The organism is Micromonospora sp. NBC_00421 (assembly GCF_036017915.1).
GTDB lineage: Bacteria > Actinomycetota > Actinomycetes > Mycobacteriales > Micromonosporaceae > Micromonospora.
This window is the reverse complement of record NZ_CP107929.1, coordinates 2,361,240-2,385,000: the sequence shown is the minus strand read 5'-3', so window position 1 is coordinate 2,385,000 and position 23,761 is coordinate 2,361,240. Positions and strand designations below refer to the sequence as shown.

Here is a 23,761-nt window from a genome sequence, read left to right as displayed (position 1 = left end):
TGTTCCCGAGTAGCGGCGGACCCCTGAAATCTGCCGTGAATCTGCCAGGACCACCTGGTAAGCCTAAATACTTCCTGGTGACCGATAGCGGACGAGTACCGTGAGGGAATGGTGAAAAGTACCCCGGGAGGGGAGTGAAATAGTACCTGAAACCGTTCGCCTACAATCCGTCGGAGCCTTGCGGGGTGACGGCGTGCCTTTTGAAGAATGAGCCTGCGAGTTAGTGGCATGTGGCGAGGTTAACCCGTGTGGGGGAGCCGTAGCGAAAGCGAGTCTGAATAGGGCGTCGTAGTCGCATGTTCTAGACCCGAAGCGGAGTGATCTAGCCATGGGCAGGCTGAAGCGCGGGTAAGACCGCGTGGAGGGCCGAACCCACCAACGTTGAAAAGTTGGGGGATGACCTGTGGTTAGGGGTGAAAGGCCAATCAAACTCCGTGATAGCTGGTTCTCCCCGAAATGCATTTAGGTGCAGCGTCGCGTGTTTCTTGCCGGAGGTAGAGCACTGGATGGTCTAGGGGGCCCACAAGCTTACCGAAATCAGCCAAACTCCGAATGCCGGTAAGTGAGAGCGCGGCAGTGAGACTGCGGGGGATAAGCTTCGTAGTCGAGAGGGAAACAGCCCAGATCACCAGCTAAGGCCCCTAAGCGTGTGCTAAGTGGAAAAGGATGTGGGGTCGCATAGACAACCAGGAGGTTGGCTTAGAAGCAGCCATCCTTTAAAGAGTGCGTAATAGCTCACTGGTCAAGTGGTTCCGCGCCGACAATGTAGCGGGGCTCAAGCACACCGCCGAAGCTGTGGCATTCACATGATACTTCGCCAGGTCTTGATATCTGGTGCAGGTGTGTGGATGGGTAGGGGAGCGTCGTGCCGGGGGTGAAGCAGCGGGGTGACCCAGTTGTGGACGCGGCACGAGTGAGAATGCAGGCATGAGTAGCGAAAGAAGGGTGAGAAACCCTTCCGCCGGATGACCAAGGGTTCCAGGGCCAGGCTAATCCGCCCTGGGTGAGTCGGGACCTAAGGCGAGGCCGAGAGGCGTAGTCGATGGACAACGGGTTGATATTCCCGTACCCGCGAAAGAGCGCCCGTGATGAACCTTATTGTGCTAACTGCCCGAACTGTTGGCGGTCTTCGGACCAAGAACGGGGAGCGTGGGAACCTGGTAGGTAGTAGTCAAGCGATGGGGTGACGCAGGAAGGTAGCTGAGCCCGGCCGGTGGTTGTGCCGGGGTAAGCGTGTAGGCCGTGCCGTAGGCAAATCCGCGGTGCACAGGGCTGAGACGTGATGCCGAGCCGATTCAGGTGAAGTCAGTGATCCTATGCTGCCGAGAAAAGCCTCTAGCGAGTTCTTAGCGGCCCGTACCCCAAACCGACACAGGTGGTCAGGTAGAGAATACCGAGGCGATCGGGCGAACTGTGGTTAAGGAACTCGGCAAATTGCCCCCGTAACTTAGGGAGAAGGGGGGCCGGAGACGTGAAGCCCCATGCGGGTGGAGCGTTGTATGGCCGCAGAGAGCAGGGGGAAGCGACTGTTTACTAAAAACACAGGTCCATGCGAAGAAGTAATTCGATGTATATGGACTGACGCCTGCCCGGTGCTGGAACGTTAAGGGGACCTGTTAGCCTTTCGGGGCGAGGCGGAGAACTTAAGCGCCAGTAAACGGCGGTGGTAACTATAACCATCCTAAGGTAGCGAAATTCCTTGTCGGGTAAGTTCCGACCTGCACGAATGGCGTAACGACTTCCCCACTGTCTCAACCACAGGCCCGGCGAAATTGCAGTACGAGTAAAGATGCTCGTTACGCGCGGCAGGACGGAAAGACCCCGGGACCTTTACTATAGCTTGACATTGGTATCTGAATGGGCTTGTGTAGGATAGGTGGGAGCCAGTGAAACCTGTACGCCAGTATGGGTGGAGGCAATCTTGAAATACCACTCTGGTTGATTTGGGTATCTAACTTCGGACCGTTATCCGGTTCAGGGACAGTGTCTGGTGGGTAGTTTAACTGGGGCGGTTGCCTCCTAAAGGGTAACGGAGGCGCCCAAAGGTTCCCTCAGCCTGGTTGGCAATCAGGTGTTGAGTGCAAGTACACAAGGGAGCTTGACTGTGAGACTGACAGGTCGAGCAGGGACGAAAGTCGGGACTAGTGATCCGGCACTTGCGAGTGGAAGCGGTGTCGCTCAACGGATAAAAGGTACCCCGGGGATAACAGGCTGATCTTCCCCAAGAGTCCATATCGACGGGATGGTTTGGCACCTCGATGTCGGCTCGTCGCATCCTGGGGCTGTAGCAGGTCCCAAGGGTTGGGCTGTTCGCCCATTAAAGCGGTACGCGAGCTGGGTTTAGAACGTCGTGAGACAGTTCGGTCCCTATCCGCCGTGCGCGTAGGATACTTGAGAAGGGCTGTCCCTAGTACGAGAGGACCGGGACGGACGAACCTCTGGTGTGCCAGTTGTCCCGCCAGGGGCACGGCTGGTTAGCTACGTTCGGAAGGGATAACCGCTGAAAGCATCTAAGCGGGAAGCCTGCTTCAAGATGAGGTATCCCACCCACCTATGGTGGGGTAAGGCCCCCAGCTAGACGACTGGGTTGATAGGCCGGAAATGTAAGCCCGGTAACGGGTTCAGTTGACCGGTACTAATAGGCCGAGGACTTGACTACGAAGCTGCTACGCGTCCACTGTGCAACTCTGAACAAGCAAACACCCCGACTGGTCACACGACCAGCCCGCGCGTGTGTTGATATGTTCATAGAGTTACGGCGGTCATGGCGGAGGGGAAACGCCCGGTCACATTCCGAACCCGGAAGCTAAGCCCTCCAGCGCCGATGGTACTGCACTCGGGAGGGTGTGGGAGAGTAGGACACCGCCGGACAACCATTACGAGTAGGCCCACCCCGTACGGGGTGGGCCTACTCGAATATTGCCCTCTGACGCATTTAGCCCAATTTTCCACCCGCTCCGATTTCGTCGTCATTCTGACACTCGGGACTGATTCGGCTTTATCTCGGGAAAATGTTGTGAGTGGAAGAACTGACGAATAATCAGTTGTCGTCGGGTCCGGGTCGTTCATCAGAATCCGATTCATCTTCGCCGACGATTCGGGTCGTGGTGGTGGGTCCGCCGGGCCTGTTGCGTACCGCGTTGGCGGCGGTCCTGTCCGCCACACCCGGCTTCGAGCTGGCCGGAGAGAGCGATCCGGACCATCACCTGTCGGACCGGGTCGTCACCCGGCGGCCGCACGTGGTCCTGGTCGACCTGGACGCGATCGAGGATCCCGCCGTCCTGACCAGACAGTGGCACGCCCGGCTACCGGAGTGCGCCGTGGTGGTGTTGACGTCCCGACGGACGGCCCGGGTGCTGCGTCGGGCACTCGGGGCGCGGGTGCGGGGGATCATCGCCAAGGATGTCCCACCGCAGGAGCTGCTTGACCAACTACGGTTGGTCGCCGAGGGGCAACGGATGATCGATCCGGTGATCGCGCTGGCCGCCCTCGACGCCGCGGTGAACCCGTTGAACGAGCGGGAACGTGAGGTGACCGGCGCGGCGGCCCGGGGCCTGTCGACCAAGGAGATCGCCGCCCAGCTGCATCTGGCGCCCGGGACCGTCCGCAACCACCTGTCCGTCGTGTTGCGCAAAACCGGTGCCCGTAACCGTTGGGAGGCCGTGCAGCGGGCCCAGGACGCGGGTTGGATCTGACTACCGGCGGGAAGGGGTGTCGGACCGGTTACGAGTTCAATAAAATTCTCAACCGTGCGTCACTGGCCGCACACATTTCGCTGTCACGGGCTATATGTCGGGAGTTGCTATGGTCCGCACACTGCTCGCTCTCCAGGGTGGGCTGCTCCGGGGTGCGCTCGCACAGCTGCTCTCCGCCGAACACGACATCGAGATCGTTGGCGAAGTGGACAGCCCGCGTCACCTGAGGGCGGCCCTCCTGGCCCAACGCCCCGATGTCGCCGTGGTGGAGTTCGACATGCTGACCGTGGCGGAATTGGTCCGCCTGGCAGCTGCCGACTTCACCACCGGTTTCACCACGGGCTCCACCACCGATCCCGCCGTCGCGCTCACCGCCGTGCCCGGTGCGGATTCCACGACGCCGCCCGGAGTCGGTCCGGCCGGCGCGGATGCCGTCACCGAGCCGTCCCCGCAGCAGCCCGCCGCCCCACCGGTGGGATCCCTACTGGTCCTGGTCGAGCAGCGACGGGCCGGCCGACTGGGGCCGGTGCTCGCCGAGCACGGCCATCGAATCGGTTTCCTCAGCCGCGAGGTGCCTCCCGGCCGGATCGTCGACGGGGTCCGTCAGCTGGCCGAGGGGCGGGTCGTCCTCGACCCGGACCTGGTGGTGGCCGCGTTGGAGGTCGCCGACAGCCCGTTGACCAACCGGGAGCGGGAGGTGCTCGACGTGGTCGCCGAGGGGCACCCGGTGCAGGAGATCGCCGCCCGCCTGGTGCTGTCGGCCGGGACGGTGCGCAACCACCTGTCGCGGATCATGGCCAAGACCGGTGCGCGGACCCGCTGGGAAGCGGTACGGATAGCCCGCGAGTCGGGTTGGCTGTGACCGCCTCCGGTCCAGGTTCAGGTTCCTGTTCCGTCTCGCCGTAGCCGACCAGGGCACGATAGGCCGGCGAGCGGGCGAGTAGCCCCTCGTGGGTGTCCAGCAGCGCGGTCCGGCCGTCGAGCAGCAGGACCCGCCGGGCCCGCAGCGCCGAACTGACCCGGTGGGCGATCACCACCAGGGTGCCCGGACGGGCGGCGAACGCGCTCTCCCACCGGGCTTCGGTCGCCGGGTCGAGATGACAGGTTGCCTCGTCGAGGATGACCAGCGCGGCGGGGGAGAGCCAGGCCCGCAGCAGCGCCAGCTGTTGGCGTTCCCCCGCCGACAGTTCCGCAGGGCGTAGCAGCGCGTCGTAGCCGCCCAGCCGGGCCAGCAGCCCGGTAAGGCCCAGCCGGGCCGCCGCCCGGTCGATCGTGTCGTCGGGGAGGCCGGGAGCCAGGTAGTCGAGGTTCTCCCGAAGCGTGCCGGAGAAGACGTACGCCTCCTGGGGGATGAGCACCCGCCGGTCGGCCAGCGTCAGCGGCGTGGCCCCGGCCACCGGCGACCCACCGACGTGGACCGTGCCGGACTGGGGGTGCAGCAGCCCGGCGACCAGTCCCGCCAGGGTGGACTTGCCGATCCCGCTGGCCCCCACGATCACCAGGTGGTCGCCGACCGGCACCTCGAGGTCGAGGTCGTCGAGCACCGGATCGGCGTGTGGCCCGTACCGGAAGGTCACCCCGCGCAGCGACAGCGCCGAGGCAGCCGGTTCCGTGGCGCGGCCGGGCAGCGACCCGGCCGGCTCGGCACCGGCGACCTGGTCGGTGGTGGCGACAGGCGATGCGACCTGGTCGGTGGTGGCGGGGAACGGTGTGGTCTGGTCGGTGGCGACGGACGGTGCGGTGCTGGCCGGCGGCGCGGCGGTGCGCAGGAGCCGATCGAGGGTGACGGCGAAGCGGAGGCCGCCGGCGGCGACCCCCTGCACCAGGCTGTGCAGGGCCGGCTGCACGCCGCGCGTCACGTAGACCAGGGCGCCGAGCACCGCGCCGGGGCCCAGTCCCTGGCGGACCAGCCACGGTGTGGCCAGCAGCAGCGCCGGCACCGGCAGCCAGCCACCCAGTGCCAGGCTCAGGCCACGGGTCGCGGCCATGGTGGCCAGCCGTCGCTCCACCCGGGCCTGCGCGTCGACCGACGCGCCGACCCAGTCGGTGATCTCGTCCCGCGTGCCGCTGGCGGAGACGTCGCGGTGGCCGGTCACCGCAGTCACCACGGCCCGGCCGAGGCGCTCGTCGGAGAGCACGTACTCCCGTTGCCGGGCGACCATCACCGGCAACGCCACGGCGAAGAGGCCGAGACCGGCCAGCACCGGCACCGCCACCACCAGGGCCACCGGGGCGGCCAACGAGAACAGGCCGAGCACGGCGGCGCCGAGGGCGAACAGGAAGCCGCGTACCACCATCAGCAGCCCGGCGTAGGTGTCCCGGACCAGCTCCACCTGGTGGGTCAGCCGGGCCACCGCCGCGTCGTCGGCCCGGCCGCCGGCCGCACCGGTCACCGCGCCGCGTACCACCCGGCGGAGCAGGTCGTCGCGGAACGGTTCCACCACGTCGCCGAGCAGCGCGTACGACCGGTGGGTGCCGGCCGCGCCGACCAGTACCGCGAGCCCGAGCAGCGCCAACCACGCCAGCCCGACGCCCGGTCGGCCGGCCAGGAAGCCGCTGTCGACGGCGTGTGCGGTCAGCAGCCCCGACAGGGCCGCCGGTAGCACCTCGGCGGCCGACCAGCCGGCCAACCGCCACAGCTGTGCCCGCCGGGCCCGTAACGCGGCCCGGGTCACGCCGGTGACCGTGTTCACGACCGGAACACCTCCCGGTAGTCGGGGTCTGCCCAGAGACCCGGGTGCGGGCCGACGGCACGGACCCGCCCATCGGCCACCCAGGCGACCAGGTCGGCGCGGGCGGCCATGCCGATCCGGTGGCTGACCACCACCCGGGTACGCCGGTCACCGGGCCCGGTCAACGCCCGGGTCACCTGGTACTCGGTGGCGGTGTCCAGGCTGGACGTGGCGTCGTCGAGGATCAGCAGCCGTTCGGCACGCAGTGCGCGGGCCAACCCGAGCCGCTGCCGTTCGCCGCCGGACATGGCGACCTCGGCCAGCGGGGTGCCGTACCGGTCGGGTAGCCGTTCGACGAAGTCGTGGATGGCCGCGGCCCTGGCCAGCGGCACCGGATCCGCGCCGGCCCCGACGGCGGCGCCTACCGTCTCGCCGACCAGCACCGGTCGTTCGAAGCCGTAGCCGACCGCGGCGTGCAGAGTGGCCGGGGTCAGCTCCGGCAGCGGCACCCCGTCCAGGAGCACCACGCCGTCGTCCGGGTCGCGCAACCGGCCGGCCACGGCGGCGAGCAGCGACTTGCCCGCCCCCGAGGCGCCCACGACGACCAGCAGGCTGCCTCCGGGCACCCGCAGGTCCACCCGGTCGAGCAGGGGCCGGCCGTCGGCGTCGCGCACGGTGACCCCGCGTAGTTCCAGGGTGCCCGGCCCGGGTGGCAGGAGACGGGTGCCGTATGGCCGGGCGGGTTCGGCGAGCACGTCGGCGGCCCGGCGGCAGCCGGCGCGGACCCGGACCGCGGTGTTGAGGGCGGCGACCACGGTGCCGAGGCCGGCACCGAGCGCGGCGTACTGGATGGCGGCCAGGAGTTCCCCGGGGGTCAACCGGCCGGCGGCCAGCGACAACCCGCCGACGGCGACTATCGCCACCTGGAGCAGCGGGTTGAGCACGGCACCCCGGGTCGCGGCTCCGGCCAGCACCGTCCAGGTCCGTGCGCCGTGCCGGTGCAGCGCGGCGAGCGGGGTCAGCACCCGCTCGACCTCCCGGTCACCGGTGCCGGCGGCGGCGATGGTGCGGGCTCCGGCCAGCGTCTCCACCAGCCGGCCGGCGAGCTCGCCCTGGGCCTGCTGGTAGCCGGCGACGGCAGCGGAGGCGTCGGCGACGAAGCCGCGCAGCAGCAGGGCGAGTAGCAACAGCCCCAGCACGAAGGTGACGCCGAGCCACGGGTCGATCAGGGTGAGCGCCACCAGGCTGCCGATCGGCGGCAACGCCACGGTGGCGGCCGTGACCACGGTCGGGGCGGCCTGGCCGGCGTCGGCGACCTGACCCACGACCCGGCCGGCCAGGTCGCCCACCGGGCGGCGGCCGGCGGTGCGTGGGTCGAGGGCGAACAGGTGACGCACCAGGGTGTGGCGCAGGTGGGCCACCGAGCGTGCGGTGGCCGCGCCGGTGCCGTAGTCGCGGAGCACGCCGGCGACGACCAGCAGGGCGATCAGTCCGGCGACGGCGGCCAGCCAGCGGCCGGAGGACGCCTGCGGCGTGGTGCCGACGGCGGCGTCGACGGCCCGACCCAGCACCGCCGGCAGGGCCAGTTCGGCCGCCGTCGCGGCCACGGTGGCCACGGTCAGTGTCGGAGTCCACCAGCCGGCGGCACGGACGGCGCGCAGCAGGAGCCGGTCAGCCGGCGTCATCGCACCTCCCCTCCTACGCCGCGCGGCCCCGGACCGGCAGGTGCCGGTCCGGGGCCATGCGATACCGGTCGATCAGTTGCAGGTGGTGACGCTCAGCGAGCTGTCGCCGCAGAGCAGCAGGCTGGCCTGGCTGCCGCCGCCGGTGCGCTCGGTGGCCGGCAGTTCCATCGCCTGGAGGTCGAGCAGAGCCATTGTCTTACCTCTTTCTGTCGATGTGGACGTGCCTGGTGGTCAACTCGGTCGGGTCGTCGGGTCGACGACCGTCACGTCAGTTGCAGGTGGTGACGCTCAGCGAGCTGTCGCCGCAGAGCAGCAGGCTGGCGCGGCTGCCGCCGCCGGTGCGCTCGGTGGCCGGCAGTTCCATCCCCTGGAGGTCGAGCAGAGCCATGGTCTTACCTCTTTCTGTCGATGTGGATCGCTGTCGTTACGGTGGTGCCTGATGGTGAGGTCGGTCGGCCGTCGGGTCGACGACCGTCACCTCAGTTGCAGGTCGTGACGCTCAGCGAGCTGTCGCCGCAGAGCAGCAGACTCGCCTGGCTCCCGCCACCGGTACGTCCGGTGGCCGGCAGCTCCATCCCCTGAAGGTCGAGCAGGGCCATGTCATTCCTCCTTTCCGTGGTCAGTCGGGTCGGGTGGCCCCGGGGTGACCCCCGGGGAGCGGGTGGGCCGTCAGTCGGCCGGGGTGGTGTCGCCGGTCGGGCCGTCGGACCGTCGGGTCAGCAACGGCAGCCGGACCGGGTCGGTGGGTCGGGTGGCGGCCACGGCGGCCAGCACGCCGGCCGTGCCGGTGGCCAGGTCCATGGAGATCCGCAACAGTTGGTCGCCGGGGAAGGCGGTGCCGTCGGCGTACGGCAGGGCGTGCCAGCCGAGCAGTCGGGCCTGGGCGTGGGCCACCTCGTACTCGCCCCGGCCGGCCAGGTAGGCGACGATGCCGGCGCGGCCGGCGAACAGGCCGGACTGGGCGTAGAACGGGAAGTCGGCGCAGCGGCGGATCGCCTCGGCCTGCTCCCGCAGGGTCTCGTCGGGCCGGTGGCGCAGGTACTGGTCGAGCACCAGGCCCACCCCGACGCTGCCCTCGGCGAGGTACGGCATGGTCCGCCAGCCCTCGTTGACCTCCAGGTGCCCGTCGTCGCGGCGGACACACCGGCGCAGGTCCTGCCGCAGCGCGGTGGCGGCGTGGTCGAGCAGCCGCTCGTCGGGTTCCCGCTCGTGCTGGCGCAGCAGCAGCAGGGCCGCCCCGGCGCCGCCGCGCATCAGTCCCGCGTACGGGTGCCGGCCGCCGCTGATCTCGGCCACCGAGTCGACGTCGCCGAGCCGCTCGACGACCAGGTCGACGGCCCGCCGGGCGGCGGTGGCGTAGCGGGACTCGCCGGTCACCTCGGCGAAGTGGGCCAGGTTCAGCCCGACCCCGGGCAGGCCGCCCACCAGGTCGTTGCCGAGGTCCGTCCAGGGTTCGTCGAGACAGCGGTCGACCAGCCGGCGGGCCTCGTCGCGGTGCCCGAGCAGGTCCAGCACGTACGCCACCCCGTGCAGCCCGTCGAAGAAGCCGAGTCGGCTGCCGGAGGCCGGTTCCCGGACCCGGTCGACGAGCCACCGGACGTGCCGGGGGTCGACGGTGGCGCCGGTGGCGTGCAACGCCCAGAGCACCCCGGCCGCGCCGTGGGCGAGGTTCAACCCGCCGTCGCTGCCGCTGAACTGCCGGATGTCGCCGGGGAAGAGCCGGTCGTCGCGCTGCGGGGTGGCGCTGGCGGTGATCGCCCGGACCAGCCGGTCGCGCAGACCGGGCCAGTCGTCCGGGTCGACCCGCACCACGTCGGGGTCCAGCGGCGCGGTCCCGCTCGTGGGGGTCGGCGCGGTCGTGGTGGCGGTCGGCTCGGCCGGTGGTTCGCCGACGATCACCGCGACGGTCTCATCGAGCACCGTCCGGTCGACCGGGAAATTCTCGGACACCACGTCGGCCAGGTGCGCCGCCTTCGCCGGGTCCAGCCGCAGCATCGCGGTCAGTGGCAGGAACAGGGCCAGTCGCAGGCAGGCCAGCGCGTACCTGTCGACGTCGAAGCCGACCCGGTCGCGGGGCGCGGCGAACGCCTGGTTGCGCAGCGCCGGTCGGCTCGCGTCGGCGGCCGGCGCGGCGACCTCGAAGTCGATCAGGGTGACCGCGCCGTCGTCGCCGACCATGATGTTGAACATGTGCAGGTCGCCGTAGACGATGCCGTGCGCGTGGATGGCCTCGACCGCCTCGGCGACCTGCCGGTGCACGTCCAGCGCCCAACGGGTGTAGTCGGCCCGGTCTGCGTCCGGATGCACCAGCGGGTAGCGCTGCACGACGAGCTGGTTGAGCGGGCTGCCCTCGACGTAGGCCAGGGCCAGGAACTCGTGCCCGCCGAAGCTGAACTCGTCGTGCACCCGGACCAGGTGCGGCACGTCGGCGAGCTGGCGCAGCACGGTGGCCTCCCGGCGCAGCCGGGTCACCGCGTCCGCCCCGGTGGCGTCCAGGCCGGCGTACGGGCGGGCCTCCTTCAACACCACCCGCTCGTCGGTACGGGTGTCCCGGGCCTCGTACAGGCCGCCGCCGTTGGAGAAGTGGATGACCTTCTCGATCCGGTACGGCAGTTCGGTGGTGCTGGCGGCGTTGCGGGCGGCCAGGTGCGGGGCGAGGAAGTCGGGCAGGGTGACCCAGTCGGGCAGGTGGAACACCGGGTCGCGGCGGTCGGGCACCAGCGTGCCGGTGGCGTCCTCGATGGCCGGCACCACCTGGCCCTCGGCGGAGAGGCAGTAGCGGGCGGCGAAACCGCCGTAGCGCAGGTAGACCGGGCCGTCGCCGTAGCGCAGGTCGCTCAGGATGTAGGGCCCCTGCTCGCCGTCGAGCAGCACCGCCAGCTCCTTGGCGGTCAGCTCCAGCTCGGCGTCGTCGCGCGGGTAGATGGTGACGAACTTGCCGCTGCCGCCCCGACGGGCGTACTTGCTGTTACGCATCAGCAGCATCCGGGGGCCGCGCAGGTGCTTGAACGGGATGCCGCGTGGCTGGCAGTACTCCATCACCTGGGCCAGCACCCGCTCGGCGTTGTCCAGCCGGGCCGAGACGTGGATCTTCCAACCCTGGGCGGGCAGGCTGCCGCCGATCGGGGCGTGGATCAGCCAGTCGTCCTTGACCTCGGACTCCCAGCCGGCGGGCTGCGGGCGGTCGGCGGCGTAACCGGTGCCGGTGGCGGTGGCGCTCGCGCTGGACAACGAGTCGTAGAAGAGCGGGTCGACCGCGCAGTACGAGTCGTATCTGTCGTCCATCTCGGCTGCCTCCCATCACCTGATCGGTTGATGTCAATCCTGCAATCGGCGGCCATCCGGGCACAGTGTGATGCGTCATCGACCCACGGTGAGATTCCGGCCGGAAACTCGTGACAATGGCGGAGTTTGAAATCGTGAATACGGCATCACCTGCGGATCGGCTGACGCCCGGCGCAGGCGAACACCGCCCGGCGGGCAGGGGCGACCGGGCGTGCGGGGCGGGACGTGGTGGCGGGCACAAAAATCCGCCGGTCGGCAGGGTCCGGAGTGGACCCTGCCGACCGGTGGGACGGGCGGTGCGGTTACCGGCGGCGGTCGGCGTACGGGCGGCGGGCCAGGCCGGCGTGCACCATGGTGGTGAGGGTGACTATGTCGTAGACCGGCACCCCGAGCCGGGCCTGGATCAGGTGCGCGAACGGCACCAGGTCGGTGCACTCGATGACCACCGCCCCGAGATCCGGCCCGGCCAGGGCGTCCGCCCGCGCCACCACCTCGGCCGCCAACCGGTCGACGTCGAGGGCGTCGCGCCGGCCCTCCAGCATCACCTCGCGGAACTCCGGGGCGTCGGCCATCCCGGCCACCCGGATCGGCACCTCCTGCGCCCCGATCGCGGCCAGGTGCCGGGGGGTCAGCGCCGTGGCGTCGGCGGTCAGCACGCCGACCGCCCGGTGCGGGCCGAGCATCCGGTGCACCATCGGCAGTTGCAGCAGGCTCGACGAGTGCAGCGGCACGTCCACGGCGGCGGCCAGCTCGGCCTGGAACAGCACCAGGAACCCGCACGCCCCGGTGATCGCGGCGACCCCGGCGGCCTGGAGGTCGCGGGCGGCGGTGACGAACGGCTCCAGCAGGGTCGGGTCGGCCTCGCGGACCAGCCGTTGCGGGGTGGCCCCCTCGACGACCCGGTACACCACCGGGAAGTCGAAGGTCGCCGGGTTGCGGATGTGCCCGGGAATCTTGTCGAAGGTGGTCTGCAGGCAGAGCACCCCGATCGCCGGGGCGCTCACCGGTGCCCCCGACGGTGCCGGTCCACCGCGAACGTCGCCACCGGCACGTCCGGGGGCGCACCGGTGACGAGCTGGGCGAGCAGCCGGCCACCGGCCGGGGCCAACCCCATCCCGATGTGCCCGTGCCCGGTGGCGACGCTGACGTTGCGGTACGACCCCAGCCGGCCGATCAACGGCAGGCTGTCCGGGGTGCACGGCCGCAGCCCGGTCCACACCTGCACCCGACCGCCGGTGTCCAGTGCCGGCAGGTACGACCGCACGGTGCGCAGGATCCCCTCCACCCGGCGCGGGGACACGGTGGTGTCCAGGCCGGTCAGCTCCAGCGTTCCGGCGAGCCGGACCCGTTCCCCCAACGGCATGACCGCCACCTTTCCCTCGCTGAGCAGGACCGGCAGCGTCGGTGTGGCCGGTCCGGAGTCGACTGTCACCGCGTACCCCTTGGCGGGTTGCAGCAGCAGGCCGACGCCGAGCTGTCGGGCGCAGGCCGCCGACCACACCCCGGCGGCGAGCACCACCTCGCCGGGCCGCAGGTCACCCCGGCTGGTACGCACCGCGCGGACCCGCCTGTCGACGGTGTCGAAGCCGCGTACCTCGGTGTCGGTGAGGATCTCCACCCCGGTGGCGCGCAACAGGCGGGCGAAGGCGACCAGGAACGCCGGGATGTGCAGCGCGGCGCCCTCCTCGTTGAGCAGCGCCCCGGCGACGGTGAACTCCACGCCCGGTTGCAGCCGGGCCAGCTCCGCCGGGTCCAGGGTGCGCAGCGGCACCCCCCGGGCCACCGCCGCCGGCACCGTCGCCCGCGCCTGCGCGTACCCCTCGGGGGTCCGGCAGGCCAGCAGCATGCCACGGGCGGTGAGGGTGCCGGCCAGCTCGTCGTGCGCGCAGACCTCTCGCAGGATGGCCAGGCTGCGCTGTTTGAGGTCGAGCAGCACCTCGAAGCCGGCGCGGGCCTGCCGCTCGGTGCAGTGCCGGCGGAAGTGCCACAGCCAGGTCAGCAGCTCCCGGTCGAGCCGGGGCCGGACGTGGAACGGGCTCTGCGGGTCGAGCAACCAGCGCAGCCCCTTGGCCGGCACGCCCGGCTCGGCCAGCGGCGCGGCACCCTGGGTGCCGACGAAGCCGGTGTTCCCCGACGAGCAGGCGGCCGGGTCACCGACCTCGCCCCGGTCCACCACTGTCACGGTCAGCCCGGCCCGGCGCAGGAACCAGGCGCAGAACAGCCCGGCCACGCCCGCGCCGACGACCAGGACGTCGGGATCGGACCGCCCGGGTACGCCCGGCGCGGGCGTCGTCGACATGTCGACCCCCGCCTACAGGGTGACGACGAAGAAGCAGGTGGGCAGGTTGACTACGACCCGCTCCCAGATCTCGGCGCACAACGCCCGACCCGGCTCGGCGAAGGTCCCCGGCGGCGGCTCGGCGAACCGGATGTTCGACCGGCCGGCGTCGAAGAGCACCGCGCCGTGACCGAAGTCGCCGACGATAGCGGTGCCCGGGTCGACCAGCCGGGTCCGGACGATGAAGACGCCGTTGTCCTCCACGTCGCGCAGCAGGTGGCCCTCGCCGAGCAGCCGGTAGTAGTCCGCCGGGTTGATGATCAGCCCGTCGGCGGTGCTGCCCATCTGCTCCACCTCGTTGCAGGCGGCCAGGATGGTCGAGGCGAACGGCGCGGGGTCGGTGAGCCGGCCGAGCTGCGGCATGTTCAGCAGCCCGCCCTCGCCGCGCAGGATGGTGTGGTTCTCGGCGGTGGCCAGCCGCACCACCAGCCGGTAGTCGATGAACTGGGCGAAACCGACCGGGTCGTGCCACAACTCGTCGGGCACCTGCACCCAGGCCCGGGTCGTCAGCAGCTCCGGAATGGGGGAGCGGTGGAAGTGGTTGGCGGCCTCCCGGCGCAGGTCCGCGCCGTCCACGGCCGGGTCACCGGGGCGCGGCGGGCTCTCGTGCCAGTAGAACTCCTGCGGCTCACGGGACAGGTCCACCACCTTGAGCACGTTGCGCGACGGGTAGCGGGGCTTGCGCCGGGAACTGGTCAGCGAGTCGGTGATGGTGACGTCGTAGTCGACGGCGGTGTCGAAGCCGTCCTTGCCGAACGCCTCGACGAACAGGCCGCCGGGCGACATCTGGGTCCGGCGTTCGGCGACGACCTCGGCGATCGTCCGCTTGACGGTGTCGGTGCGCTGCATGACTTCCCCCTGTGGTGGGTGCGGTGTGCGGGTCAGGCCGGCTTGCGGGCGACGAACAGGCCCCAACCGAACTCGCCCCTGTCGATCGCGGCCTGGATCTCGTCGCAGGAGGCGGCGAAACCGAGGATCCACTGCCGGGCCGCCTCGTCGTCGGTGGCGGCGGCCCGCTGCCGGGCGGTCTCCCCGAGCACCCGGTACGTCTGCCGGATGTGGCCGTCCAGACTGCGGGCGACGGTCACCTCGAACCCGGCTGCCATCAACGCCTCCCGGTAGCCGTCGAGGGAGTAGCCGCTGCTCCACCGCACCCGGTCGTAGACGTGCCGGCGGGCCGCCTCGCCGATCTCGGCGACGGGTTGCAGGAAGTCGGTGACGGCCAGCGTCCCGCCGGGGGCGAGCACCCGGAACATCTCCGCGTGGCTGCGCGCCTTGTCCGGCACCAGGAACAGCGCGTCCTGGCTGACCACGTGGCTGAAGCTGCCGTCGTCGTACGGCATGGCGGTGGCCGAGCCGTGCCGGAAGGCGATCGGCAGCCCGTCGCCGCGCTCGGCGAGCTTGCCCTGGGCGAACCGGACCCGCTCGATGCTCAGGTCCAGCCCCTCGCCCCGGCAACCGGTGCGCCCGGCCAGCCGCAGCAGGAAGTTGCCGCAGCCGCAGCCGACGTCCAGCACCGTCGAGGAGGCGTCGATGCCGGCGTCGGTGGCGAGCAGGTCGGAGGTCCGGTCCGCCGCCGCCGGGTAGTCGGTGTCGTCGTCTCCGGCGAAGTAACCGGTGTGCAGCACCCCCTCGCTGTCCCAGAAGCTGAGGTAGGTCTGGGTGGTCTGGTCGAAGAACTCGGAGACGTCCCGTTCGGTGAACTGGCTGGTCGTGGACATATGCGGGCACTCCTTCGTGCGCGAGGGGCAGACGTCGGGCCGGCGTGGGCCGGGCGGGGGTCAGGCGTAGGTGTCCTTGCGGACCCCGGTCAGGTGGGGCAGCTCCGGGCCGGTCGCCGCCGCCCCGCCGTCGATCAGGTGCACTCCGGCGGTGACGAACGAGGCCCGCTCGCTGGCCAGGAAGGCGGCCACCGCGGCCACCTCGTCCGGCCGGGCCAGCCGGCCCAGCGCGCTGTGGTGCCCCATCGCCCGCAGCCGGGCCTCCACGTCGCCGTCGGTGGCGAGCCGGGCCGCAGCGCGTTCCATCGGCGGGGTCCGCACCCCGCCCGGGGCCAGCACGTTGACGGTGATCCCGTCCCGGCCGACATCGACGGCGAGGCCCTGGGCGAAGCGGACCAGGGCCGCCCGGGTCACCCCGGACAGCACCAGCGGCCCGATCGGCACGCAGGCGGTCTCGGAGGCGACGAAGAGCAACCGCCCCCAGCCGGCGGCCCGCAGGTGCGGCAACGCGGCCGTGGCCAGCGCCACCGCCGGCAGCAGCACCCGGTCCACGGCGGACCGGTAGTCCTCGACGTCGAAACCGGTGGCGGTGCCGACCGGTGGGCTGCCGCCGCCGGCCACCAGCACGTGCACCCCGCCCAGGTCGGCGGCGACCGCGTCGACCCAGCGGCGGGCCGCGTCGGGGTCGGTGAGGTCCACGCTGGTGGCGCTGACCCGACCGGTCGCCACCTGCGCCAGCTCGCGTTCGGCGGCGGCCAGCCGCTCCGGGTCGCGGCCACAGATCGCCACCTGGGCGCCCTCGGCGGCGAACTCCTTCGCACAGGCCAACCCGATGCCGCTGGAACCCCCCGCGACCAGGGCCACCCGCCCCTTGAGCCCGAGATCCACGCCGTTACCTCCCGTTGTCCGGTGTGCTGCCGACCTTGGTCGTGCTGGATCCGCCGGTGGACCGGTAGCCGTAGCGGCCGAACAGCGGCCAGGCCAACGCGGTGGCGGCCAGCCGGCGGCGGGGCGACAGGGTGCGCCGCCAGCCGTCGTCGGAGTCCCGGATCAGGGTCGGGCCGGTGCGGAACCGGTCCGGGTTGCCGGTGACCGTGTGGTTGGGGTGCAGCTGCACCGTGCGGCCCCGCACCGGGTTGCCGGCCGGGTCGGCGGCGCAGAGCCGCAGCAGCGCGTCGACGGTGCCGGCCGGGGCGGCGGTGAACTGCTCGTAGCGCAGGAACATCGACCGGTCCGGGTGCCGGCGGGTGATCGCGGCGGAGGCCAGGTTGAAGCCGTGCCAGTAGGCGGTGCTGCGGGCGGCGGACATCGCGTAGACGTACTGCTTCGGCTCCCGCCACGAGTGCGCCACCGCCCGGGGATCCCGGACCAGGTGCACGTAGTACGGCCGGATGCCGGGCAGGTGCGACAGCAGCGCCGCCTCACCGGGGATCTTCGTGGTGTCCACGATCACCCGCGCGCCGGTGCGCTCGGCGATGCCCCGGTAGACCCGGCCCATCAGGTCGGCGTGTGCGCGGATCTCGTCGTCGTGCAGGCCGCGCCGCAGCACCCGCCAGGTGTGCCTGGTCCGCACCCGGGTCCACTGCCGACGGATGACCGCCTCGGCGTGCGCGTCGGGGGAGGTGCCGTCGGGGCGGCCGATCGGCAGCACCGTCGACCAGATCGGGCAGCCGGTCAGCGGCTCGCCGCAGCCGCACCTGTCGTTGACCCCCCGACCGGTCGCGTTCTTCCACAGGAAGTGCAGCTCACCGACGTGGAAGAAACCGGGCACCTCGTTGAGGACGTTGCCGATGATGGTGCTGCCGTTGCGGCACCAGCCGGTGACGCACAGGACGGTCAACGGGTCGCTCATCGGGCGGGTACCTCCGTGGGTGCGGTGACCGGGCGGCCGATCCGTACCGCCAGCACGGCCGCGACCAGGGCGCAGGCCGCGCCGACGGTGAAGACCGCCGGGTAGCCGAAGCCGGCGGCGACCAGACCGGTGACCGGCCCCCACACCGCGAGCCCCAGATCCCAGAACGAGGTGTACGCGCCGATCGCCGCGCCCTGGCGGGCCGGGTCTGTCCGGTTCATCACCATCAGCGCCAGCGACGGGTGCAGCAGCGAGAAGCCGACCCCCATGATCACGCTGCCGGCGACCGCGACCGGCAGGTTGGGGGCGACCGCGATGACGGCCAGCCCGACCGCCTCGCCGACCCCGCACCAGGCGGCCACCCGGCGCGGGCCGAGCCGGTCGGGCAGGTGACCGATGACCAGCCGGGTGCCGGCGTAGACGGCGCTGAAGCAGCTCAGCACCACCACCCCGTGACCGATGTCGCGGGTGTCGAGGTGCAGCACCACGAACGCGGCCAGCCCGGCGTAACCGGCCGCACCGAAGGTCAGCGCGATCCCGGGCAGCAGCGCCGGGCGCAGCAGCAGCCCACCGCCGCCGCCGGTCGGGGCGGTCCGGGCCGGGGTCGGCACCATGGCGATCAGCCCGGCGGCGACCAGCGGCGCGGCGGCGCTGAGCACCCAGACCGCGGTGAAGGAGACCTGTTGCAGGGTGGCGCCGAGGAACGTGCCGGCGGAGATGCCGCCCCACATGCTCACCCCGTACAGGCCGATGAGTTGACCGCGCCGGTGGTGCGGGGCCAGCGCCACCGTCCACACCGCACCTGCGGTGAACAGGGCGGCCTCCCCGGCACCCAGCAGCAGCCGCACCGCGACCAGCGCGGGCACGCTCAACGGCAGCAGGTAGAGCAGGCCCCCGGCGGCGACGACAAGCGCCCCGGCCAGCATCACCGTGCGGTGGCCGTGCCGGTCGGCCAGTGCGCCGGCGACCGGGCGGACCAGCAGCGCGGTCACCGCCGTCACGGTGACCACCAGGCCGACGGTGAAGTCCCCGGCGTCGTGCCGGTCACGCAGGAACGCCGGCAGCACCGGGATGACGGCGGTGAGCCCCAGGTAGCCGGCGAAGAGGCCACCGAAGATGCCCACCATGGCAAGCCGGGGGACGGCCGCGTCCCGGGTGGGAACGGTGGTCATGCGCGCACCGACTCCGCCCCGACCGGGGCCGGGTCGGACGACTCAGCCCGGGTCACTGCGGGGGCGGCCGGGTCCGCTCCGGCCACTGTCGGGGCCGATCCGGTGGGGGCCGACCCGGTCGAGGGCAGGGCGGCGGCCACCTTGCGGACGGCGCGGATCAGCTCGCCGCAGTCGTCGGGGGTCAGGCTGGACGACAGCGGCACGTCGACCGTCTCGGCGAGCAGCCGGGCGGTGCGCGGCAGGGTGGCGCGGATCCGCGCCGGGTCGGTGTCGTCGTACATGAACCGCCAGTTCCAGAAGGCGCGAACGTTGAGGTCGTCGTCCGAACCGATGTTGCGGGCGTCGATGCCCTCGGCGCGCAGCGCGCGGGCGAACCAGCCGGCGTCGCCGCCGGGCACCCGGAACACGAACGCCTCACCGAGGTACGCCCCGGGCGCGACCGGCTTGCGGATCGCGATCCCCGCCACGTCGGCCAGTGCCCCGCTGACCTGGGCGTAGTTGCGGTGGAACAGGGCCAGCCGATCCGGCAGCCGGGTCAGCTCGGCGCGTAGCAGGGCGGCCCGGATCTCGTCCATCCGCAGGCTGAGCAGGGGCAGCTCCAACCCGTCGACAGGTGGATCGCCGTCCGGGAAGTGCCGCCGCAGCCGCCCCTCGTACGCCCCGGACAGCGCCACCGCCCGGCCGAACAGGGTGCTGTCGTCGGTGACCAGGAATCCGCCCTCGCCGCAGTTGAGCGCCTTGTCGGATTGGGTGCTGAACGCCCCCGCCACCCCGAACGTGCCCAGCTTGCGGCCGTGCAGCTCGGCCCCGAGGGCGGGCACCGCGTCCTCGATCAGCGGTACGCCCATCTCGGCGGCGAAGGCGGCCAGCGCCGCGACGTCGGCGGCGAAGCCGCGCATGTGCACGACCAGGATGGCCTTGATCTCCGGTCGCCAGCGGCGGCGCAGGTCGTCGAGGTCCATCCGTAGGTCGTCGTCGACCTCGACCAGGAATGGGCGGCAACCGGCCAACACAATGGCGCTGGGCGTGGCGACGAAGGTGAATCCCGGGCAGGCCACCAATGCGCCGGGGGGAACGGCCGCACCCATGATGGCCAGCGCGAGCGCGGCGGTGCCACTGGAAACCGCGAGTGCGTGCCGGGTGCCGAAATAGCGGCACAATTCGGCCTCGAACTGCCCGCACTCCGTTTCCGACTCGTTACGGTGGTCGTAGCGGAAGTAGAGGTGACTGCGGATGGCCCGCATCGCCGCTTCCTCGTCCTCCCGGCAGACGTGCACCGCGCCCTTGTCGTAGGTGGGCCACGGGGTGCGCCGGATCGGTGCACCGCCCCGGAGGGCGAGTTGTTCGTGCAGCTCAACGCCGTGCGACCCGATTTCGGTTCGGGTCGGTGCGGGACATTCGTCGTTCCCGTTCACCGGTGTGCTCCTGACTGCCTGCGGCGGTTTTCCGACTGAGTCGATAGGAATTGCGCGCGAGGCTTCCACCTCGCGGGCAACCGCGTCGAAACGCCGAAAGAACCACCAGATCCGACATTTGCGCGGGCCGGGAATCCAGTGAACAACATGATTGCCGCCGGGATGCGGGCCGTCAACCATCCGCTCGGCGTCGGTCGTCGACTTAGCACCCGTTGAGGCGGATCGGCGGCCACCGTCATTGCTGACAGTGAGCATTACGAATGGTCAATGGTGGGACATTCCGGTGCGTCGGATCGCCCCGGCCCTGCTCGGGTGGGTGGGCGGCGGGCAGCGGGCCTCCTACCGTGCGTGCGGGAAGGCCTGGCGGGTCGGCGTGATCGTCAGGCGGTGTAGAGGACCTTCACGCCGCTGATGCTCGTCGCCGAGACGGCGGTGCCACGGACACCGTAGTTGAGGTTGCGCCAGCCGGCGTTGCTGGCCGCCTCGTGCACCATCCCGCCGACCACCGTGTAGACGATCTTCACCCCGTTGAAGGCGATCGCGGCGAGGGCGTCGGTGCTGACCCCGGAGATGCCGGTGTTCAGGTTGCGCCAGCCGTTGGCGCTGGACGCCTCGTGCACCCAGCCGCCGATCACGGTGTAGACGTACTTCACCCCGTCGACGGTGAGCGCGGCCAGGGCGTTGGCGCTGACCCCGGAGATGCCCGAGTTGAGGTTGCGCCAGCCGTTGTTGCTGGCCGCCTCGTGCACCGTTCCGCCGACCACGGTGTAGATGATCTTCACGCCGTTGAGGTTGATCGCGGCGAGGGCGTTGCTGCTGACCCCGGAGATGCCGGTGTTCAGGTTGCGCCAGCCGTTGGCGCTGGACGCCTCGTGCACCCAGCCGCCGATCACGGTGTAGACGTACTTCACCCCGTCGACGCTGATCACGGCGAGGGCGCTGTTGCTGACGCCGGAGATGCCGGTCCAGAGGTTGCGCCACCCGGTGTCGCTGGACGCCTCGTACACCCGGCCGTCGTTGACCGTGTAGAGCAGCTTGTTGCCGTCGACGACCATCGACGCGGTGGCCGAGCCGGTGATGCTGTTGACCGGCAGCATCTGCCAACCGCTGTGGCTGCCGGACTCGTACACCTGGCGGTTGGCGGGCTGGCCGCAGTTGCGGCTGGTCATGTTCCGGGCCGGTGAGGTGGGGCCGGCGATGTAGAGCGGGCCGGTGGACGGGCTGCCGTCGGAGGTGATGCCGGAGGGCACCCCGTCGAAGTACGACTCGGTCTTGACGCCGTCGCGAACCTGCTCGTAGTGCAGGTGCGGGCCGGTGGAGTTGCCGGTGCTGCCGACCCGGCCGAGCTGCTGGCCGGTCGACACCCACTGCCCGGCGGCGACCATGGGCGTCTCGATCATGTGCAGGTAGAGCGTCCGCCAGCCGCCGCCGTGCTCGATGACCACGTACCAGCCGCCGCTGCTGCCCCAGCCGGCGAACGTGACGGTGCCGCCGTAGGAGGCGAGCACCGGTCGGCCGTTGCTGGCCCCGCCGGTGAAGGTCAGGTCGATGTCGTAGTCGTCATGGCCGTAGTAGGTGGCCATCCGCCAGGTCTCGCCGCATCCCACAGGCATCTGGAAGTGCGGTCGGGGGCCGGCGGCCCGGGCCGGGGCGGCCACGACGGCGGTGGTGCCCGCGACCGCGAGCACTGCGACGCCGGCGGTGGCCAGTGCCAGGCAGGCCGAGGTGAGGACCCGGGCGAGTGGACCCGTCATGGCGGACTTCCCTCCTGAGTGGAGCGTCGGTCGAAGGGTGTCGATCCTACGGTCCACGCGTCCATCCCAGGGGCGGGGTCTGCCGTCCCGGCCCGCAGCTGTCCGGCGTCGTCGACCGGGACGTCCTGCGGTCGGAAGTCCTGATCGGTGGGGGCTCAGCAGTTGTGCGTCTGCCAACTCACCTTCGTCGCGAACATCGGCACGTACAGGTCCCCTCCCTCGCCGGGAAGAGCGCACAGCGTGCCGGTGAGAGGCGTCCCGAGGTAGTTGTAGGCCCAGGTGATCTCGGCCTTGCGGGAGGTGTAGTTGAAGAAGTTGAACGCCGGCACGTTGCCGGTCCATTCGCTGCTGGTCACCAGCAACGGGGTCGCTGTGGGTCCTTCCGGCGGGTGGTTCCAGTTGGGCCAGATGCAGAACAAGCCCTGCGGGCAGTTCCCGGCCGGCCAGGACGAGGTCTGGGCTGCTGCCGCCGGGGCGGCGGGGGCGGTGGCCAGCACGCCGGCGACGGACGCGGCGAGGGCGACGGACTTCAACAGCACGGCTCACCTACTTCGCCGCCGTTCTCGCGGCTCAGCCCACGGCCACCGAGGCGGCGACGGCCACCATGATCACGGCGATCGTCCCGTCGACGACCTGCCATGCCGCCGGGCGGGCGAGCAGCGGCCCCAGCCGGCGGGCGCCGAGACCCAACCCGGTGAACCAGGTCAGGCTGGCCGTCGCCGCGCCGACCCCGAACGCCCACCGGTTCGGGTCCTGGTGGGCGACCGTGCCGAGCAGCACCACGGTGTCGAGGTAGACGTGCGGGTTGAGGAACGTGAACGCCAGGCAGGCCAGCAACGTCGCGCGCAGCGTGGCAGGGGGACGGTCCAGCGGGGTGAGGGCGGCGGGACGCACGGCCCGGCGGGCGGCCAGCACCGCGTACCCGAGCAGGAAGGCGACGCCGCCCCAGCGGACGGCGACCAGGACGGCCGGCGTCGCGGTCAGCGCGGCCCCCAGGCCGGCGATGCCGGCGGTCATCAGGGTCGCGTCGGCGGCCACGCAGATCGCCACCACCGGCAGCACGTGCTCCCTGCGCAGCCCCTGGCGCAGCACGAAGGCGTTCTGCGCCCCGATGGCGACGATCAGCGCGAGGGAGAAGCCGAAGCCGGCGAGCACGGAACCCATGGCGGCCAGGCTAGGGTGACGGGCTCCTGCGCTCCAGCTAAAGTTTCTTCACTAGCGTTAGAATCGCTTATGCCGCTCGACCCGGTCCAGCTGGAGACGTTCCAGGCCGTCGTCACGCACGGCAGCTTCGACGCCGCCGCGCGGGCGCTGCGCGTCACCCCGTCGGCGGTCAGCCAGCGCATCAAGGCGTTGGAGCAGGCCGTCGGGCAGGTGCTCGTGCGCCGCACCCGGCCGTGTGTGCCGACCGCCGCCGGCACCCCGCTGGTACGCCTCGGCGGACAGGTGGCGCTGCTGGAACAGGAGGCCCTCGACGCGGCACGCGGCACGCTGGGCGACGGCACCCGTACCCGGGTCGCCGTCGTGGTCAACGCCGACTCCCTCGCCGGCTGGTTCCTGCCGGCGCTGACCGCCGTGCCTGACGTGCTGGTCGACCTGCGTACCGACGACGAGGCGCACACCGCGCACCTGCTGCGCGACGGCACCGTGATGGCAGCGGTCACCACCGAACGCACCGCCGTGCAGGGCTGCCGGGTCCTGCGCCTCGGCGCGATGCGGTACCTCGCCGTCGCCGCGCCCGCCCTGCACGCCGCACGCTTCGCCGGCCGCGACCCCGCGGCGGTGCTCCCGACCGCGACGATGATCCGCTTCGACCGCAAGGACGACCTGCAACACCGCTTCGCCCGGAGGCTCACCCGGCGCGACGTCGACCCGCCGACGCACTTCGTGCCGGGGACTGCCAGCTTCACCCAGGCGATCCGGCTCGGCCTCGGCTGGGGCCTGCTCCCCGAGGCCGTCGCGCGCCCCGACCTGGCCGCCGGTCGCCTCGTCGACCTGGTCGCCGGCCACCACCTCGACGTGCCGTTGTACTGGCAGTGCTGGCGGCTGGAGTCGACGGCGTTGGCGGCGCTGACGGCAGCCGTCCGGGCCGCCGCCGGCACCGCGCTGCGCTGACCGCCCCGGGCCGGGACCGATGAACCGTGCGGGGCTGCGCAGCGTGGTGTGGGGAAG

The 23,761-nt window shown here is 71.2% G+C and carries 20 protein-coding genes and 2 rRNA genes (1 of these 22 running past the window's edge); 5 read left to right on the top strand and 17 right to left on the bottom strand.

What is annotated here, in order from left to right; genetic code table 11:
• From OHQ87_RS10330 to OHQ87_RS10315, 4 genes are all read left to right on the top strand, one after another.
• Positions 1 to 2,659 (top strand): 23S ribosomal RNA (locus tag OHQ87_RS10330); it begins 450 nt to the left of the window's first position.
• Between the two features lie 95 nt (positions 2,660 to 2,754).
• Positions 2,755 to 2,871 (top strand): 5S ribosomal RNA (rrf, locus tag OHQ87_RS10325).
• A 233-nt stretch (positions 2,872 to 3,104) separates the two neighbouring features.
• A complete protein-coding gene (locus OHQ87_RS10320; RefSeq protein ID WP_328347266.1) occupies positions 3,105 to 3,695 on the top strand; it encodes a response regulator transcription factor in 591 nt (196 codons plus the stop codon).
• Between the two features lie 109 nt (positions 3,696 to 3,804).
• Positions 3,805 to 4,557: a response regulator transcription factor gene (locus tag OHQ87_RS10315; RefSeq protein ID WP_328347264.1), complete on the top strand. Its 753-nt coding sequence runs from the start codon at positions 3,805 to 3,807 to the stop codon at positions 4,555 to 4,557.
• Here the strand turns inward: OHQ87_RS10315 and OHQ87_RS10310 are convergent.
• From OHQ87_RS10310 to OHQ87_RS10230, 17 genes are all read right to left on the bottom strand, one after another.
• Positions 4,487 to 6,388, bottom strand: coding sequence for an ABC transporter ATP-binding protein (locus OHQ87_RS10310; RefSeq protein ID WP_328347262.1), 1,902 nt, complete (start codon positions 6,386 to 6,388; stop codon positions 4,487 to 4,489). The two genes, OHQ87_RS10315 and OHQ87_RS10310, sit on opposite strands and share 71 nt — an antisense overlap.
• A complete protein-coding gene (locus tag OHQ87_RS10305; RefSeq protein ID WP_328347260.1) occupies positions 6,385 to 8,052 on the bottom strand; it encodes an ABC transporter ATP-binding protein in 1,668 nt (555 codons plus the stop codon). Before OHQ87_RS10305 ends, OHQ87_RS10310 begins: the two co-directional genes overlap by 4 nt.
• A 72-nt stretch (positions 8,053 to 8,124) precedes the next feature.
• Positions 8,125 to 8,244: a SapB/AmfS family lanthipeptide gene (locus OHQ87_RS10300; RefSeq protein WP_067312693.1), complete on the bottom strand. Its 120-nt coding sequence runs from the start codon at positions 8,242 to 8,244 to the stop codon at positions 8,125 to 8,127.
• 76 nt (positions 8,245 to 8,320) lie between these two features.
• Entirely contained in the window at positions 8,321 to 8,440 is a 120-nt protein-coding gene (locus OHQ87_RS10295) for a SapB/AmfS family lanthipeptide (RefSeq protein ID WP_107155630.1), read from the bottom strand.
• Positions 8,441 to 8,531: 91 nt separating this feature from the next.
• Positions 8,532 to 8,651: a SapB/AmfS family lanthipeptide gene (locus OHQ87_RS10290; RefSeq protein WP_328347252.1), complete on the bottom strand. Its 120-nt coding sequence runs from the start codon at positions 8,649 to 8,651 to the stop codon at positions 8,532 to 8,534.
• A gap of 70 nt (positions 8,652 to 8,721) precedes the next feature.
• Positions 8,722 to 11,337: a class III lanthionine synthetase LanKC gene (lanKC, locus tag OHQ87_RS10285; RefSeq protein ID WP_328347250.1), complete on the bottom strand. Its 2,616-nt coding sequence runs from the start codon at positions 11,335 to 11,337 to the stop codon at positions 8,722 to 8,724.
• Positions 11,338 to 11,639: 302 nt separating this feature from the next.
• Positions 11,640 to 12,341, bottom strand: a complete 702-nt coding sequence (locus OHQ87_RS10280) for an aspartate/glutamate racemase family protein (RefSeq protein WP_328347248.1) — start codon at positions 12,339 to 12,341, stop codon at positions 11,640 to 11,642.
• Positions 12,338 to 13,636: an NAD(P)/FAD-dependent oxidoreductase gene (locus OHQ87_RS10275; protein WP_328347246.1), complete on the bottom strand. Its 1,299-nt coding sequence runs from the start codon at positions 13,634 to 13,636 to the stop codon at positions 12,338 to 12,340. The genes OHQ87_RS10280 and OHQ87_RS10275 overlap by 4 nt, the downstream gene beginning before the upstream one ends.
• A gap of 12 nt (positions 13,637 to 13,648) precedes the next feature.
• On the bottom strand, positions 13,649 to 14,524 hold the full coding sequence (locus tag OHQ87_RS10270) for a family 3 encapsulin nanocompartment shell protein (RefSeq protein WP_328347244.1): 876 nt from the start codon (positions 14,522 to 14,524) through the stop codon (positions 13,649 to 13,651).
• Positions 14,525 to 14,556: 32 nt separating this feature from the next.
• Entirely contained in the window at positions 14,557 to 15,396 is an 840-nt protein-coding gene (locus OHQ87_RS10265) for a class I SAM-dependent methyltransferase (protein WP_328347242.1), read from the bottom strand.
• Positions 15,397 to 15,456: 60 nt separating this feature from the next.
• The gene (locus OHQ87_RS10260; protein ID WP_328347241.1) at positions 15,457 to 16,284 is read right to left on the bottom strand and encodes an SDR family NAD(P)-dependent oxidoreductase; all 828 of its coding nucleotides are present in this window, start codon (positions 16,282 to 16,284) and stop codon (positions 15,457 to 15,459) included.
• A gap of 4 nt (positions 16,285 to 16,288) precedes the next feature.
• The gene (locus OHQ87_RS10255; protein ID WP_328347240.1) at positions 16,289 to 17,248 is read right to left on the bottom strand and encodes a sulfotransferase; all 960 of its coding nucleotides are present in this window, start codon (positions 17,246 to 17,248) and stop codon (positions 16,289 to 16,291) included.
• Entirely contained in the window at positions 17,245 to 18,420 is a 1,176-nt protein-coding gene (locus OHQ87_RS10250; protein ID WP_328347238.1) for an MFS transporter, read from the bottom strand. Before OHQ87_RS10250 ends, OHQ87_RS10255 begins: the two co-directional genes overlap by 4 nt.
• Complete coding sequence (locus OHQ87_RS10245; RefSeq protein WP_328347236.1) at positions 18,417 to 19,835, bottom strand: DegT/DnrJ/EryC1/StrS family aminotransferase; 1,419 nt, start codon at positions 19,833 to 19,835, stop codon at positions 18,417 to 18,419. The genes OHQ87_RS10250 and OHQ87_RS10245 overlap by 4 nt, the downstream gene beginning before the upstream one ends.
• 380 nt (positions 19,836 to 20,215) lie before the next feature.
• Positions 20,216 to 21,589: a M23 family metallopeptidase gene (locus OHQ87_RS10240; RefSeq protein WP_328347234.1), complete on the bottom strand. Its 1,374-nt coding sequence runs from the start codon at positions 21,587 to 21,589 to the stop codon at positions 20,216 to 20,218.
• Positions 21,590 to 21,744: 155 nt separating this feature from the next.
• Positions 21,745 to 22,128 carry a hypothetical protein gene (locus OHQ87_RS10235; RefSeq protein ID WP_328347232.1) on the bottom strand — a complete coding sequence of 128 codons (384 nt, stop codon included), beginning with the start codon at positions 22,126 to 22,128 and terminating at the stop codon, positions 21,745 to 21,747.
• A 31-nt stretch (positions 22,129 to 22,159) separates the two neighbouring features.
• A complete protein-coding gene (locus OHQ87_RS10230) occupies positions 22,160 to 22,753 on the bottom strand; it encodes a LysE/ArgO family amino acid transporter (RefSeq protein ID WP_328347230.1) in 594 nt (197 codons plus the stop codon).
• Positions 22,754 to 22,822: 69 nt separating this feature from the next.
• Between OHQ87_RS10230 and OHQ87_RS10225 the strand changes: the two genes are divergently transcribed.
• Positions 22,823 to 23,704 (top strand): LysR family transcriptional regulator ArgP, encoded by an 882-nt coding sequence (locus OHQ87_RS10225; RefSeq protein WP_328347228.1) that lies wholly within the window; start codon positions 22,823 to 22,825, stop codon positions 23,702 to 23,704.
• The last annotated feature ends 57 nt before the right edge of the window (positions 23,705 to 23,761 follow it).

What these genes read in the sequence shown, in the direction of transcription:
- OHQ87_RS10225 (WP_328347228.1), top strand. Translation starts at nt 22,823, where the DNA reads ATGCCGCTCGACCCGGTCCAGCTGGAGACGTTCCAGGCCGTCGTCACG.
- OHQ87_RS10240 (WP_328347234.1), bottom strand. Translation starts at nt 21,589, where the DNA reads ATGACGGGTCCACTCGCCCGGGTCCTCACCTCGGCCTGCCTGGCACTG.
- OHQ87_RS10275 (WP_328347246.1), bottom strand. Translation starts at nt 13,636, where the DNA reads ATGTCGACGACGCCCGCGCCGGGCGTACCCGGGCGGTCCGATCCCGAC.
- OHQ87_RS10300 (WP_067312693.1), bottom strand. Translation starts at nt 8,244, where the DNA reads ATGGCTCTGCTCGACCTCCAGGCGATGGAACTGCCGGCCACCGAGCGC.
- OHQ87_RS10315 (WP_328347264.1), top strand. Translation starts at nt 3,805, where the DNA reads ATGGTCCGCACACTGCTCGCTCTCCAGGGTGGGCTGCTCCGGGGTGCG.
- OHQ87_RS10290 (WP_328347252.1), bottom strand. Translation starts at nt 8,651, where the DNA reads ATGGCCCTGCTCGACCTTCAGGGGATGGAGCTGCCGGCCACCGGACGT.
- lanKC (WP_328347250.1), bottom strand. Translation starts at nt 11,337, where the DNA reads ATGGACGACAGATACGACTCGTACTGCGCGGTCGACCCGCTCTTCTAC.
- OHQ87_RS10265 (WP_328347242.1), bottom strand. Translation starts at nt 15,396, where the DNA reads ATGTCCACGACCAGCCAGTTCACCGAACGGGACGTCTCCGAGTTCTTC.
- OHQ87_RS10255 (WP_328347240.1), bottom strand. Translation starts at nt 17,248, where the DNA reads ATGAGCGACCCGTTGACCGTCCTGTGCGTCACCGGCTGGTGCCGCAAC.
- OHQ87_RS10305 (WP_328347260.1), bottom strand. Translation starts at nt 8,052, where the DNA reads ATGACGCCGGCTGACCGGCTCCTGCTGCGCGCCGTCCGTGCCGCCGGC.
- OHQ87_RS10270 (WP_328347244.1), bottom strand. Translation starts at nt 14,524, where the DNA reads ATGCAGCGCACCGACACCGTCAAGCGGACGATCGCCGAGGTCGTCGCC.
- OHQ87_RS10295 (WP_107155630.1), bottom strand. Translation starts at nt 8,440, where the DNA reads ATGGCTCTGCTCGACCTCCAGGGGATGGAACTGCCGGCCACCGAGCGC.
- OHQ87_RS10230 (WP_328347230.1), bottom strand. Translation starts at nt 22,753, where the DNA reads ATGGGTTCCGTGCTCGCCGGCTTCGGCTTCTCCCTCGCGCTGATCGTC.
- OHQ87_RS10250 (WP_328347238.1), bottom strand. Translation starts at nt 18,420, where the DNA reads ATGACCACCGTTCCCACCCGGGACGCGGCCGTCCCCCGGCTTGCCATG.